Annotated in this window: 12 protein-coding genes; 10 read left to right on the forward strand and 2 right to left on the reverse strand. The window is 63.3% G+C overall.

Annotation, left to right across the window (positions count from 1 at the left end; all coding sequences use genetic code 11):
* Positions 1 to 27: 27 nt before the first annotated feature.
* Positions 28 to 1,140, forward strand: a complete 1,113-nt coding sequence (locus NFR19_RS01925; RefSeq protein WP_251212090.1) for an aminoglycoside phosphotransferase family protein — start codon at positions 28 to 30, stop codon at positions 1,138 to 1,140.
* A gap of 72 nt (positions 1,141 to 1,212) precedes the next feature.
* Here the strand turns inward: NFR19_RS01925 and NFR19_RS01930 are convergent, their stop codons facing one another.
* Positions 1,213 to 1,998, reverse strand: coding sequence for a tyrosine-protein phosphatase (locus tag NFR19_RS01930; protein WP_251212091.1), 786 nt, complete (start codon positions 1,996 to 1,998; stop codon positions 1,213 to 1,215).
* Positions 1,999 to 2,258: 260 nt separating this feature from the next.
* Between NFR19_RS01930 and secD the strand changes: the two genes are divergently transcribed.
* Positions 2,259 to 5,132, forward strand: a complete 2,874-nt coding sequence (gene secD / locus NFR19_RS01935; protein WP_251212092.1) for a protein translocase subunit SecD — start codon at positions 2,259 to 2,261, stop codon at positions 5,130 to 5,132.
* Entirely contained in the window at positions 5,129 to 5,461 is a 333-nt protein-coding gene (locus tag NFR19_RS01940) for a DUF1292 domain-containing protein (protein ID WP_251212093.1), read from the forward strand. Before secD ends, NFR19_RS01940 begins: the two co-directional genes overlap by 4 nt.
* Here the strand turns inward: NFR19_RS01940 and NFR19_RS01945 are convergent.
* Entirely contained in the window at positions 5,424 to 6,947 is a 1,524-nt protein-coding gene (locus NFR19_RS01945; protein WP_251212094.1) for an ABC transporter ATP-binding protein, read from the reverse strand. The two genes, NFR19_RS01940 and NFR19_RS01945, sit on opposite strands and share 38 nt — an antisense overlap.
* 144 nt (positions 6,948 to 7,091) lie before the next feature.
* On the opposite strand from NFR19_RS01945, the gene NFR19_RS01950 reads away from it, so the two are divergent.
* The 7 genes from NFR19_RS01950 to atpE all read left to right on the forward strand — a co-directional run bounded on the left by NFR19_RS01950 (position 7,092) and on the right by atpE (position 14,043).
* Positions 7,092 to 8,543, forward strand: a complete 1,452-nt coding sequence (locus NFR19_RS01950; RefSeq protein ID WP_251212095.1) for an FAD-dependent oxidoreductase — start codon at positions 7,092 to 7,094, stop codon at positions 8,541 to 8,543.
* Entirely contained in the window at positions 8,540 to 11,203 is a 2,664-nt protein-coding gene (locus tag NFR19_RS01955; protein WP_251212096.1) for an FAD-dependent protein, read from the forward strand. The genes NFR19_RS01950 and NFR19_RS01955 overlap by 4 nt, the downstream gene beginning before the upstream one ends.
* Positions 11,204 to 11,314: 111 nt before the next feature.
* Positions 11,315 to 11,752, forward strand: coding sequence for a ribose 5-phosphate isomerase B (gene rpiB, locus NFR19_RS01960; RefSeq protein WP_251212097.1), 438 nt, complete (start codon positions 11,315 to 11,317; stop codon positions 11,750 to 11,752).
* A 144-nt stretch (positions 11,753 to 11,896) separates the two neighbouring features.
* On the forward strand, positions 11,897 to 12,370 hold the full coding sequence (locus NFR19_RS01965) for a deoxycytidylate deaminase (protein WP_251212098.1): 474 nt from the start codon (positions 11,897 to 11,899) through the stop codon (positions 12,368 to 12,370).
* Between the two features lie 234 nt (positions 12,371 to 12,604).
* Complete coding sequence (locus NFR19_RS01970; RefSeq protein ID WP_251212099.1) at positions 12,605 to 12,886, forward strand: hypothetical protein; 282 nt, start codon at positions 12,605 to 12,607, stop codon at positions 12,884 to 12,886.
* Between the two features lie 17 nt (positions 12,887 to 12,903).
* Entirely contained in the window at positions 12,904 to 13,689 is a 786-nt protein-coding gene (atpB, locus tag NFR19_RS01975) for a F0F1 ATP synthase subunit A (protein ID WP_251212100.1), read from the forward strand.
* A gap of 135 nt (positions 13,690 to 13,824) precedes the next feature.
* A complete protein-coding gene (atpE, locus tag NFR19_RS01980) occupies positions 13,825 to 14,043 on the forward strand; it encodes an ATP synthase F0 subunit C (protein WP_251212101.1) in 219 nt (72 codons plus the stop codon).
* Positions 14,044 to 14,064 lie beyond the last annotated feature (21 nt).

Raw genomic sequence — 14,064 nt, forward strand, 5'->3', positions numbered from 1 at the left:
CGAACCCATAAGCGAAGGCGGATGGCAATGGCGACGAATGCGTACGAACGTGAGCAGGAGCGCGCAGAAGCGCAGGCGCAGGCGTACCTCAACGGTGCAGCGAGCGCGGGATTGCGCGCGGCGCTGAGTATTCCGACTGATGCACCGCTCGTGCCGCATCTGCTGGGCATGGGCGAGCACAACATCAACGTCTGGTTCGCCGCGCCGGATGACCATCGCTTCGTGCTGCGCATCAACGTGGCTACCCAACCCTTCCACACCAACCAGATCCGTTATGAATACGGCGCCCTTGAAGCGGCGTGTCCTAGCGGGTGCACGCCAGCGCCGCTGTTCTTGGACGATTCGGCACAGGCGCCGGGCAAAGGCGTGCTGGTGGAGACGTTCTGCGCTGGCCAGCAACTCGATTTCGATGACCTGCGCCCCGGCGATGTGCGCTGCGCTCTCCAGATGATGGCCGACGTGCATGCGGTTGAGATGCCTGCTGCTACCACGCTGTTCCGCCCGGCCGATCCGCTGCGCGAGATGTTCGACGAATGCGCGCAGCGCTTCGCCAGTTACCGCGCATCAGGATTCGAGGATGCGCGCATCACGCGCTGGACCGAGCGGTTCATGGCGGCAACGCGCGCCATGCTCGATGCGGTGGCGCCTCCGCAAGACATCGGGCACCTCATCAACACCGAGACGCTGCCTTCGCACTTCCTGATCCCCGCGGACGCGGCGGCGCGTGCGGCTGCGGCACCTGCGGCGGGTACGGGACGCTTCTGCGAAGCGCCGGGATGCTTCGTCGACTGGGAGCGCCCGGTGATCGGGGAAGTGGCCCAGGATGTCGCCTACTTCGTTTCTCCGACCACCACGTTTTGGGACAGCAGCTTCCTGTTTCCCGTCTGCGATGTGGCGGGCATGATCGACGAGTACTGGCGCGCGGTGGACGGGCGCTTCCCGCGCACGGATTTCGAGAGCCGCTTCCGCGCATGGCGCATGATGACGGCGCTGAAATCGACCACCTGGTGCGTGCAGGCCATTCCGCGCTACTCGTCCAACACGGGCGCGCACACTACCGAGAAGACCGCGGGCAAGCTGCCGGTGTATCTGTCAGATGAGTTCATGGAGCTCATCGCGAAGGAATGCTTTTATCTGTGAGGTTGGCTGGATCTGTGAGGCTGGTCAGGCAGGTGAAGGCGAGGCGTCGAGCCGGAATCTGCCTGACCAGCCTTATAAAGCCGCTGTGCATGTTTCGCGGATGCGCGCTCGCATATCGGCGTTGATGCCGAGCTGCTGGCGGATGAACCGCTCCATGCTGCCGCAGCGCTCGTCGACGGCCGCATAGAAGGCCGCGAGCGTCTCCGGGCGGGCGCGGTGCGAGGTGACCAGTTCATGCGCAAGCGCCTCATCGCCGTCGGCCAATCGTAGGAACCGCGCGAACAGCTGGTCGTAGCGTTTATCGCGCGATTCGTTGGTCAGCAGATAATCCTCCAAGACGTCTTCGTCGGATGCGCCGAGCACCTTCAACACCAGCGCGCTCAGCACGCCAGCACGGTCCTTCCCGCCGCTGCAATGCCAAAGCACCGGCTGTCGCTCACAAGCGTGTGAGAAGATGCATCGCACCGCTTCGCGCATCTGCTTCACGGTCAGCGGGTTCACCAGCGAGGGGTAGAAGCGCAAGGGGTTGCAGGCCACATCGCGGCCAACCACCTTGGTGCCAGCTCCGGGTTCGGTGTATTCGATGCCCACTTTGGCAAGATCGTAGAAGGGGATGTGCTGGTGATTCACGCCCTGCACGCTGATGGGCGGTTTGGCTTCGCGCTCCCAGCCGCAGCGCAAGTCGATCACGCAGCAAATGCCGCGCGCGCCGAAGAGCGCCTGGTGGTCCGACTCGGTGATGTTGCCTAGGTGGGCGCCGCGGAAGAAGAGGCCGTGGGCTACCATGCGTCCATCCCCTACGGCGATGCCGCCCAGATCGCGCACGTTCTCAACCCCCTGAAGCGCTACGACCCCCATAGCCACCTTTCTTCGCGTTCGTGCTTCCCTCGATTATAAGCCCAGGGAGCGATTGCATGGTTTCCGACGCCGTAGCGCGCAGGCGCATCTGTTCAGATGCGTGAGGGGCGCGGCAGTCCTGCTTTCGTGACAGTGCCGCTTCTCGTGGATGATCTGCGCAGATATGCGATGTGCGCGCGCAGGTTCCTTGATTGTGGCAAAATATGAAAGTTAGCGCCGATGGGCGCTTTTGATACGTGAAGATAACAGGAGAACCGGGCATGGCCTTAGAGCGCAACGTCAAGAAGAAGAAAACGAACAACGCGAACAGACGCAACGTCTGGCTGATGATACTCACCACGCTGTTAGTGGTCGTTTCGGTGGTGCTGTTCACACCGCCAGGAGAAAAGATCAATCAGGGTCTCGATATCCGCGGTGGCTTGTCGGTGGTGCTTACGGCGAAAACCGACGACGGCAGTGCCATTACCGCCGAGGACATGGAGACCAGCCGCGCCATCATCGAGAACCGCGTGAATGCGCTCGGCGCGAGCGAGGCTACCGTGCAGGTGCAGGGCACCGACCAGGTGCTGGTGCAAATCCCTGGTCTGGAGGACACGCAGACGGCGCTGTCCACCATCGGCCGTACCGGTCAGCTGGTGTTCACGCGCCTCGATAGTATCACCGACGAGGCGGTGGCCGAGGACATCCAAAGCGGCAATTATGGTCAATACGCCACGGTGGAAGACGATTACGGCAACAGCTTCCGCGCTGAGAACCCGGTGCCGCTCGAGATCAGCCCCGATAGCTACACGCCGCTGATCACCGGCGACCAGATCACCAACGTGAGCGTTGACCGCGCCAGCGAGACGAGCGCGTACTACGCGGTGAATATCACGCTGAACGGCGAGGGCACCACTGCATTCGCTGAGGCTACCGCCGAGCTTGCCTCCACCAACGGTCAGATCGTCATCATCTTGGACGACGAGGTGCAAAGCGCGCCTGCGGTGCAGTCCGAGATCCCCAATGGCAATGTGTCCATCACGGGCAATTATGACCTTGACGAGGCCCACAGCCTCCAGACAGTGCTGGAGAGCGGTAGTCTGCCCGTCAGCTTCGAGTATGCGCAAAGCCAGGTGGTCGGCCCCACGCTCGGCCAAGATGCGCTGGCTGCCGGTCTTATCGTGGTGCTGATCGGTTTGGCGCTGGTCATGCTGTACCTGCTGTTCTTCTACAAGGGCCTCGGTCTGGTGAACGCTGGTGCCATGCTGGTGTTCGCCGTGCTGTATCTGGGCATTCTGGCCGGTCTTTCAGCATTCGGGCTGTTCAGCCTCTCGCTTGCCGGTCTGGCGGGCATGGTGCTGACTATTGGCATGGCGGCCGACAGCTCCATCCTCACGGTGGAGCGCTTCCGCGAAGAGATCCGCATGGGCCGCAGCGTGCGCGCGGCGTCCATCACCGGCGTGAAGCACGCCATCATGACCTCCATCGACGCCGACCTGGTGTCCATGGTCTCGGCGCTCTCGCTGTTCTTCCTGGCAAGCGCGTCGGTGAAGGGCTTCGGCTTGACGCTGGCGCTGGGCATCATCTGCGACATCGTCATGATGCTGGTGTTCAAGGCGCCGCTCATTCGCCTGTTGGCGCCGAAGGCCATCGCGAAGCATCCCGGCTTCTGGGGCATCCGCGACAGCCTTGAGGCGGCGAAGGACTACGAGGCTATCGCCGCAGCGGAAGGCGTTGATGTGGCCGAAGCTGAAACGGCCGAGCAGATGGATGCGGCCGAGGCCGACCGCCTGGCGCTTGCGCGCGGTGGTGCGGAAGCTGAATCCAAGGTGGTCAATGCGGCGAAGAAGATCAAGGGTCGCTTCATAAAGCACGACATCAATTTCTTGGGCCATCGCAAGATCTTCTTGAGCATCGCGGCGGTGGCCGTGGTGGTCTGCTTGGGCATCATGGGCATCCGCGGATTCAACTTCGGCATCGAGTTCGTCGGTGGCTCATCTATTACCTACACCAACACCGGCGACCTGCAGACCGAAGAGCTGCGCCAAGCGTTCAACGAGGCTGGCGAGCCCGATGCGGTCATCCAGACCACGTCCACCAACGGGGTGGATGGCTTCCTGGTGCGCATCACCACCACCGATGCCGAGGCCGCAGCGTCCACCGGTGCGCAGGTGGCTGAGAAGGTGGGCGTTGCCGCAAGCGACGTGAGCGTGGACACTATCGGCCCAGACTGGGGTGCTAGCGTGATCCAGTCGTCGCTCATCGCGGTCATCGTGTCCATGTTGCTGATCATCGCCTACATCGCGGTTCGCTTCGAGTACAAGATGGGCATCATCGCGGTGGTGGCCCTGCTCCACGACCTCATCTTGGTGCTCGGCATCTACGCGCTGGTGGGTCGCGAGCTGAACCCGAACGCCATCGCGGCACTGTTGACCATCTTGGGGTACTCGCTCTACGATACGGTGGTCGTGTTCCATCGCGTCAGCGACAACATGAAGGGCGAGGCCATCCGCTGCACCTTCATGACCATGGCCAACCATTCCATCAATCAGGTGCTCGTGCGCACCATCAACACCACGCTGACTAGCTTCGTGCCGGTGTTCGCCATGCTGCTGTTCGGTGGCGAGACGCTGAAGGACTTCGCGTTCGCCATGTCCATCGGCCTGCTGGCGGGCTCGTATTCGTCGTTCGCGGTGGCAATGCCGCTATACAGCATGTGGAAGTCGCGCGAGGCGAAATTCGCCAAGCTGGAGAAGAAGTACGGATCGAAGGTCGGCCTGTTCCAGTTCGACAGCGCACATTCGCCCGAGATCGAGCAGGTGCCGCTGGCTCGGCTCGAGGCCGAGGCGAAGGCACAGACGAAGGCGCAGCGCCAGGCCGATAAGGGTACCGATCTAGTGGCAGAGGCGGCTGGTCCTGCTGAGGAAGCGGTCAGTGACGCCATCGCCGCGGCGAAGAAGGGAAGCGCCAAGCCGCAGATCAAGAAGCAAGGAAGGCGCCCGAACAAGCCGAAGGCGAAAGGCGCGCAGAAGAAGATGCCGCAGTCGTCCGCAGAGGAAACGTCTCAGGCGCGCGGCGGCACGGGCATCGACGGCATCCGCTTCGTGCGCGATGACGAGACGGACGCCCCGGGTACGCAGGACAACGATTCATGAGCACACAGGTACGCGAAGGGAGCGCCCCCAACTTTTGCCCGCCGGTAGAAGAGGGGCTCTCCTTCACCTTCCAGGATCAAAACGGCGATACGGTGCAGCTTGAGTTCTTGGGGCTGCTGATGCACGAGGATGCGCGCTACGGCTTCTTCTTCCAGATAGACGAAGAGGCTCCCGCGCTGTCCTCGGGCGAGGTCGTGGTGCTTGAGGTGACCGAGCTTGACGCCGATGGGCAACCGGACGCCTTCGAGTTCGTTGAGGACGAGGCCGTGGTGCGCGATGTCTACGAGGCGTTCAAGCAGGCAACGCGCGACCTGTATCGATTTGAATAGTGCGCGTGGCCAGGTCGGCCACATCTTCCAGATCGTGCGACACCATGATGATGGTCTGGCCGCCTTCATGGAGCTGGCGCAGTAGGTCGCGCATGGCCGCATGTGCCGCAGGGTCGAGTCCCGCGCACGGCTCGTCGAGCACGAGCACCTCAGGGTGCATCGCCAGCACGCCCGCGATGGCAGCGCGACGTTGCTGGCCGCCGGAAAGCTGGAACGGGTTGCGCGCTGCCAGTTCGTCGTAGTCGAGCCCGACCTGGGCCATGGCCTCTTTCACGCGTGCCTCCACTTCGTCTACGCCAAGCTCCTGATTACGGGGTCCGAAGGCGATATCGTCGTAGACGGTTTGCGCGAAGAGCTGTTGCTCGGGGTACTGGAAAACGACCCCGATGCGAAACCGCGCCTCATTGGCAGCGAAGCGGTCGGCCAGGTCATTCCAATTGGAGAGCACCCGGCCGTACGTGGGGTGCAGCAGCCCGTTCATATGCTGGATGAGCGTTGATTTGCCGCTGCCGGTGCTGCCGATGATGCCGATGAACTCGCCCAGCTGGATGGTCAGCGAGACGTTCTCGAGCGCGCGAATGGCCGCATCGGTGCCGTTGTCGTAGATGTAGGTCACATCGTCGAAGCGCAGAATGGGCATGAGGGCATGCCCTTGGATAGGGTCGATGGCCTGCGCGTTGAGGATCTCTTCGGGGGTGAGCTGTGGTGCTGGACGTGCGTGGCGCCCACGTGGTGGGGTCGGGTCGTCTTCGGGCTCGCGCGTAGGGTCTTTGGCGGCGATGCGCGTGAGGTCCTCCGAGAGACCCAGTTCTGCCTCGATCGGGTTGCCAGCGAAGGCGATCGTGCCGCCGTCCAGGCGCACCACGCGATCGGCCAGCGCTGCTTCGCGTGGGGAGTGGGTCGCCATCATGATGGTCATGCCACCATCGGCTAGTTGGCGGATCAAGCGCATGAAGTCGTAGCGGCTCTCGGGGTCGAGCATGCTCGTGGGTTCGTCAAGAAGGAGCACGCGCGGGCGCATGGCGAGGGCCCCCGCCAGCGCGAGGCGCTGTTTCTGGCCGCCGGAAAGCGAATGGGTTTGACGGTCCTCGAAGCCACCGAGACCCACTACGGAAAGCGCCCAGGTAACGCGCTGTGCGATCTCGTCGGGCGGCAACCCGAGGTTTTCCGGCCCGAAGGCCACCTCGTTGCGCACCACCGAGGCGACCAGCTGATCGTCGGGGTTTTGGAAGACGAACCCGCAGTGGCGGCGTGCCTCGAAACCGCCGTCGTCGGTAGTGGCGGCGTCGAAGATGCGCACGGTGCCCGCATCGGGATGCAAGAGTCCGCATGCGAGCAGCAACAACGTGCTCTTGCCGCTGCCATTTCCACCGGTGAGGGCAACCATCTGACCGGCACGCACGCGCAGGGTGATGTTGTCGAGCACCAGTCGGGCACCGTAATGAAATGATGCTCCCTCGATGTCTATGGCTAGCGGTTCTGGCACACGTTCCCCCGTCGTCTTCGATCTTGCGTGCATCTTATACCAATCTGGTGCGATCCTGATCGTCGATCGTGCGATTTCCCATTCGGTTGCGGTGTGGCGTATGGGGCGCCTGTGCGTTTTATAATGGGTGTCATGGAATGGGATGTGGCGATAATCGGCGGAGGGGCAGCTGGCTTGGCGGCGGCGGTAGCGGCGGCCGAGGCTGGCGCGCGCGTGTGCGTGCTGGAAGCGTCCGACCGCATCGGGCGCCCTATTCTGGCAAGCGGTAACGGACGCTGCAATTTCAGCAATGCGCGCATCGAGGCCGCACAATACCATAATGCTGCTTTCGTCGCTGATGTGCTGGCCGTCTTCGAGCAGACGGTTCGCACGGACACGAAGCTAAATGCGCGCGCAACGCAGGCAAGGAGCAGCCAACGCATGCCCCACTCGCGCCGCGCGGACCATGATGACCAGGTAGGCGCGCTCGGTATGCCAGAGTGCCCCAACGGGGTCGTGGCATTTTTCCAGCAGCACGGATTGGCGTGGCGCGAAGAGGCTGAGGGGCGCCTGTATCCGCTTGCCAACAAGGCGAGCGCGGTGCTCGATGTGCTGCGGGCCGCTTTGGATGCGCGTGCGGTTGAGGTGCGCTGCAATGCGCGGGTAGAGCGTCTCGAACCATGCTTCGGGAAGCGAGGTTCGTTCACGCTTCGCCTGGAAGGGAGCACCACGGTGCGGGCGCGGGCAGTGGTGGTCGCCTCGGGCGGTGCCACCGCACGAACGCTGCTGCCCGATGCGTTTTCCTATACGACGACACGGCCGGTGCTCGGTCCCATTGCCACCGATGCGCGGTTCGTGCGACGCTTGGACAACATTCGCGCGAAGGGCACGGTCGCCCTGGAGCGTCAGGGGCGCATGCTCGCGTGCGAGCGGGGCGAGATCATGTTTCGCTCGTATGGCATCTCCGGCATTGCGGCATTCAACTTGTCGCGGCATATGCAGCCAGGCGATGTTTTGCAGATCAACTTGCTCGGCCAACTACCAGGGGTGCAGGGATGTGTTGCTGCGGCGCACGGTGAACCGAGCACCGCGGGCACGGGTGGTTCAGAGTATGCGCATCGCGCTGATGCCTCCGCGAAGGCGAGCGCCTCTGCTGCTTTCGCGGGTGCGAACGCCTTCATGCGACGCCGCGCAGATGATCTGCGTGCGGTCTACGGGGAATCCCTGACCTGCGCAGAGGCATTGCGTGGGTTGGTGTTGCCCTCGGTGGCGAACGTGGTTGCCGAGTATGCGGGCGTACGCATGGATGCCGTGCTTGATGACGCCGCGCTTGATGCGCTCGCGGGGGCGCTCACGAACTTCCGCATATCGGCGTGCGGCATTGGTGACGCGCGTGTTTGTCAGGTGCATCGGGGCGGTTTCGCGGTCGAGTCGTTCGCCCCTCAGACGCTTGAAGCGCTGCGCCAGCCGGGGCTGCATGTGGTGGGTGAAGCACTGGACGTTGACGCGCCCTGCGGGGGCTACAACCTGCATTGGGCGTTTGCGACGGGCATTCTTGCGGGGCGTGCGGCAGCTCTTGGTGGCGCCGCTCGGCGCAAAGCGAAGGACGCGCGATGATCTACGAGGCGTCGAACATAGCGGTGTCGCTTGCGGCCCTCACGCCCGGCAAGCGCAAGGTGCTGCGACGCGAGGTGGCGCGCGCGCTGGGGGCGGACATGGCGCAGTTGGGCGATGTGCGCATCGTGCGGCGCAGCGTGGATGCGCGCAAGAAGAACAACGTGCATTTCGTGATATCGGTCACGTTCAAGCTGATGGGCCTTGATGTGTGTCAGTTGCGGCCTGTGAAGGGCGTCAGCGTGCAGCCGTGGGAGGCGCCTTCAGGCCCTTCGATCCCTAACCTCGCAGCGGCACTCGCGCGCAGCGAAAAACCGCGCCCGGTCGTGGTAGGCGCGGGCCCGGCGGGGCTTTTCTGTGCGCTGTGGCTTGCGCGTGCGGGGTTGCGGCCGCTCGTGATGGAACGCGGCCAGGCCGTGGAGGATCGTACGCGCACAGTGCGCAGCTTCGATGAGGGTGGCGCACTGGATCCGCAGAGCAACATCCAATTCGGCGAGGGCGGCGCGGGCGCTTTCAGCGATGGCAAGCTGACGTGCGGCAAGAACGACCCGCACATTCGCCAGGTGTTGCGGGCGTTTGTGGATGCGGGTGCGCCTGAGGATATTCTGGTTGACGCTAAACCGCACATAGGCACCGACTACCTGCCCGCCACGGTGCGCGGGTTGCGCGAGGCCATCCAGGCGGCGGGCGGCGAGTTCCGCTTCGACACGCAGCTCGTTGGCATCGTGTGCTGTGCTGACACGCGCATCGACGAAGATGGTGATGGCGGCACGAGCCAGGGCGATCGAGCGGGCGTGAGCCAGGACGCGCATGGTACGAGTTCTTTTGTACGCTCTGCTGTGGCCGGAACTGTTTCACGTGAAGCATTCGTTCGCGCTCAGGTTGCCGTGCAGAGCGAAAACCCTTCCCGTTCAGACGATATGTTTCCAGCGTATGAGCATCGTGTGTGCACGGGCATCTTTCGCGATCTGGCCACAGAAGAAGAATACGAGCTGCCGGTGGATACCTTGGTGCTCGCCATCGGCCACTCTGCGCGCGATACGGTCGCAATGCTGCATGATGCGGGCATGGTTATGCAGCGCAAGCCGTTTGCGGTGGGCGTGCGCATCGAGCATCCCCAAGCGCTGATCGACCGTGCACAGTATGGGCGTGCGGCGGGTCATCCGGCGCTGCCGCCTGCGGAGTACAAGCTGAACGTGCGCACGGCGGCCGATCGGGGCGTGTACACGTTTTGCATGTGCCCCGGTGGAACGGTGGTGGCAGCTGCGAGCGAGCCGGGCGGCGTGTGCACGAACGGCATGAGCACGCACGCGCGCGACGGGCGCAATGCCAACAGCGCGTTGCTGGTCGAGGTGCGCCCTGACGATCTTCCCGGCGAAGACGTATTGGCAGGCATTCGGTTCCAACAGCAGCTTGAGCGTGCCGCCTACCGTCTGGCTCAGGCTGCGGCTCAGCAGGCTGGCACGGAGGCGCTCGCCTATGCGGCTCCTGCCCAGACCGTTGGCAGCTTCCTGTACGCTGCTGTATCCGATCGTATTTCACGTGAAACATCGCGGAAGGCCGAAGCGGCGCCGTGCACGGAAGCGACACAGAAGACCGAGCCGCCAGCGGCGACCGCCCCGGTTCAGCCCACCTATCCGCGCGGCACGGTATCGGCCGATCTGCGTTCGTGCTTGCCCTCCTTTGTCGTGGACGCGCTCGTCGAGGCATTGCCGAAGCTCGATCGCAAGCTGCACGGGTTCGCCGATCCCGGTGCGGTGCTGACGGCGGTGGAGGCGCGCAGTTCAAGCCCGGTACGCATGATGCGCGACCGTCGAACCCTCCAATCGCTTGCCATGGGTGGCGTGTTCCCCGCAGGCGAGGGCGCTGGCTATGCGGGCGGCATCATGAGCGCGGCAACCGACGGCATTCGCGTCGCCGAGGCCATCATGGGCGCCTTCGCGATGGAGCAGACCGTTGCTGGCCCTGATGCTGCTCTTCACCATGCACGCACCGGCGCGCCGCTCATCTTCGATACGGATACGGTGGTTGGCCTAGGGGTGGCGGTGCGCTACGCGCAGACGCTCGCGCCCCTCTACGAGCTCAAAGGCCGCAGCACGGGCAAGCCCATCGCGTGGCTCGTTGACAGCCCGCGTGCGCTCGACGATTTCGGTGCGAATGTGCCGCCGTATGCGCATCGGTTGGCCGAGCGCTTCTGGCCGGGGCCTTTGACGCTCATCGTGCAGGCGCGCGAAGGGCTCTTCTCCGAAGAGCTTCCTTCCGAAGAACCCCCTGCCGAAGGCCCTTCCCCAGAAGACCCCTTCCCGCAAGGCTCCCGCTCCGCGTTCGTTGTCAACGAGGGCACGTTGGGCCTGCGCATGCCCGATCATCCGCAGATACAGAACTTGATCGCCCAGGTGGGACCGCTTGCCACTACGTCGGCCAACCGCTCGGGTGCGCCCGCTCCGCGCGCGCTCGACCAGGTCGATCCGGCGCTGCTGTTGGAGGTGGGATGCGTGCTGGCGTCATCTTCTGCCACCGCCGATGCGCGAGATGAGGCACACGCCTCGGGCGTTGCGTCCACGGTGGTGGACTGCACCGGACCTGCGCCGCGCATCCTCCGTGAAGGCGACCTTGCAGCTGAGGTGCTGCGCGTCTGCGCCGAAGAGGCACAGGCACGCTGAACGCAGCTAGGGAGTCCCGCATGTCTGTGCGGCGTTCCGACGTGCGTGCGGGCCGCTGGTATACTGGTGGCATGAGGGTCACCAAAGGTGACCGAGACAGAAGGAGACCTTATGCGCGTCAGCATCGCGAGCGATCACGCTGGTTTCGATCAAAAGCAACACTTAGCGCACTACTTGCGCGATGAAGGCTTCGAGGTGGCGGATCTGGGGCCTGCCACCGACGATCGTGTCGACTACCCCGATTTCGCTCGTGCGGTAGCCGAGGACGTGGCCGCGGGCAACTCCCGATTCGGCGTGCTCGTGTGCGGCACCGGCATCGGCATGGCCATTGCTGCCAACAAAGTGCCTGGTATTCGCGCCGCTAACGTGATCGACCCTCGTTTCGCCGAACTGACGCGCCAGCACAATGATGCCAACGTCGTGACGCTGAGCGGTCGGTTTGTCTCGCTTGAGGATAACCAACGCATCGTGAACGTCTTTCTGAACACGGCATTCGAGGGCGGTCGTCACGCCGACCGCATCCAGAAGATCTCCGATTTGGAGCAGTAGCGTCGAGGATGCCCGGCGATGTTCGCCGAGCGCTTTTCGCAGGTTGGAAGAGAGGCCTGAGCAGCCTTCGCAAAGCGAGTCCTGCGATGCGACCGAGCGCCCTTTGAACCTTTCTTCCCGATGAACAACAAGAGGAGCAACGCTATGACGACCGACCATACCGATAATCGCCCCAGCTGGGACGAGTACTTCATGGACCTGGCCAATCAGGTGGCTAGCCGCACCACGTGCCTGCGCCGCGGCGTGGGCGCCGTCATCGTGAAGGACCGGCGCATCTTGGCCACCGGCTACAACGGCGTGCCCTCGGGCCTGCGCCATTGCGCCGAAACCGGCTGCCTGCGCCAGCAGCTGGGCATTCCGTCCGGCCAACGCCACGAGATCTGTCGCGGCCTGCATGCCGAGCAGAACGCCATCATCCAGGCCGCCCGCTTCGGCACCGACATTGACGGCGCCAGCATCTACGTGAACACGCAACCTTGCGTGGTATGCGCCAAGATGATCATCAACGCTGGCATTCGCGAGATCATCTACCAGAACCCCTATCCCGACGAGTTGGCTCAAGAGCTTCTGGCCGAGTCGGGCATTCTCCTGCGCGAGTTCACTCCCGAAAAGCGCTAGGTCCGCCGCTAGCTGCTACGAGGTCCGCCGCCAACCGCCACTCGATGCACTGCCGACCGCTCCTGGGTCCGCTGCTCGATGCGCCGTCGACCGCCGCTCGTCGCGGCACACCCTCACCGTTCACCGTTGATTGTTTCAAAACGGTAACGTGCACGGGTGAATCCGTTTATCATGCAGTCAGGTTTGGAGGCAAGCCGTGCTCGCGCACGGCGGCGCACAGACGAGGTACGATAGATGATTCTCGCGGTTCTGCTTGGTATTGCAGCTGGCCTGATCGGATTCGTTCCGCTGGTCATCGGCCTGAAGCTGACCAAGCGCACGACTCATGGCGGCACCGCCGCATCCATGATCGTGCTTCTGCTCGGGCTCGTCGTCTCGTTCGCGCTGCTGTTCGCATTCGCGGCCCTGTTCTTCGGATTCGACCATGAAAACGGCATCGCATTCCTGTTCGCCGAGGTCGTAGCTCTCAGCGCTGCTGCTATCGGCTACGCCTTGTGGCAGATGCTGAGAAGGTAGAAAAGAAGGGGACAAGCGTGAACGCACTTGAAGTATTGTCGGAGCACGTACCTGAGCTTCAGGAGTCATTCAATTCGGCCATCGTCATCGGCAACAGCACGTTCGGCCTGACGCAGTACACGCTGTGGATGATCATCTGCTGGATCTTGACGCTGGTCGTTGTGCTGGTGGCAGGGCGCAAGCTCACCCTCATCCCGACCAACAAGTTCATCAACACCGTGGAGTACGGCTATCAGTTCGTGCGCAACGACATGGGCGAAGGCGTCATCGGCCACGGGTTCAAGAAGCACGTGCCGTTCTTGGCTACGCTGTTCTTCTTCATCCTGATCAGCAACTTCGTCGGACTGATCCCCGGCTGCAAGACGCCCACCGGCACCATCTCGGTCACCTGGGCGCTCTCGCTCATTTCGTTTCTCTACTTCGTGTTCTGGGGCGTGAAGGCGCACGGTGGCCTGGGCTACCTCAAGTCGCTCGCTCCAAGCGGGCTGCCCATCGTCATGGTGCCCATCATCTGGTTCCTAGAGCTCATCTCCACGGTCATCCGTCTGCTGACGCTGGCCGTCCGACTGTATGGCAACATGTTCGCAGGCCACATGGTGCTCGGCATCTTCGCGCTGGCAGCCAGCGTGTTCCTGACCGTGGGCATCCAGTCGTTCGACCTGGTCAGCGGCGTGCTCTCGGTGCCGTGGTTCCTGCTGCTCATCTTCATGTATGCCCTGGAGACGCTGGTCGCCTTCCTGCAGGCATACGTGTTCACCACGCTCAGCTCGGTGTACATCTCGCTGGCAACCTCGGCCCACTAAGGGTCCACTGCGGCTGTCTCGCGCAGCCCTGCGCTACGGCGCATCCCGTTTGGGTTCATCCGGCTCTCCGGCCGGTGACCATAAGAAGAAATGTTTTTGGGAAAACAGGCTCAAAAACGGTAAAAGGAGGAAACTGTGGAAATCGCACTCGTACTCTCTGCCCTGAAGGTGGTCGGCTACGGCCTCGGCGCCATCGGCCCAGGCATCGGCATCGGCATCGCCTGCTATGGCTGCTGCGTTGGCACCGCCCGCCAGCCCGAGCTGCAGGGCCGTCTGTTCACCAACTTCATCCTTGGTGCTGCTCTGGCAGAGGCGCTGGCCCTGATCGGCTTCGTGCTCGCGTTCATCATGTAACTCATCTGGCTTATTCGGTAC

The sequence above is a fragment of the Adlercreutzia murintestinalis genome (assembly GCF_943192905.1).
Classification (GTDB): domain Bacteria; phylum Actinomycetota; class Coriobacteriia; order Coriobacteriales; family Eggerthellaceae; genus Adlercreutzia_A; species Adlercreutzia_A murintestinalis.

Excerpts from the sequence above, each read along its gene's own strand:
- NFR19_RS01965 (WP_251212098.1), top strand. The coding sequence starts at position 11,897 with ATGACGACCGACCATACCGATAATCGCCCCAGCTGGGACGAGTACTTC.
- NFR19_RS01925 (WP_251212090.1), top strand. The coding sequence starts at position 28 with ATGGCGACGAATGCGTACGAACGTGAGCAGGAGCGCGCAGAAGCGCAG.
- NFR19_RS01940 (WP_251212093.1), top strand. The coding sequence starts at position 5,129 with ATGAGCACACAGGTACGCGAAGGGAGCGCCCCCAACTTTTGCCCGCCG.
- NFR19_RS01970 (WP_251212099.1), top strand. The coding sequence starts at position 12,605 with ATGATTCTCGCGGTTCTGCTTGGTATTGCAGCTGGCCTGATCGGATTC.
- NFR19_RS01930 (WP_251212091.1), bottom strand. The coding sequence starts at position 1,998 with ATGGGGGTCGTAGCGCTTCAGGGGGTTGAGAACGTGCGCGATCTGGGC.
- rpiB (WP_251212097.1), top strand. The coding sequence starts at position 11,315 with ATGCGCGTCAGCATCGCGAGCGATCACGCTGGTTTCGATCAAAAGCAA.
- secD (WP_251212092.1), top strand. The coding sequence starts at position 2,259 with ATGGCCTTAGAGCGCAACGTCAAGAAGAAGAAAACGAACAACGCGAAC.
- NFR19_RS01955 (WP_251212096.1), top strand. The coding sequence starts at position 8,540 with ATGATCTACGAGGCGTCGAACATAGCGGTGTCGCTTGCGGCCCTCACG.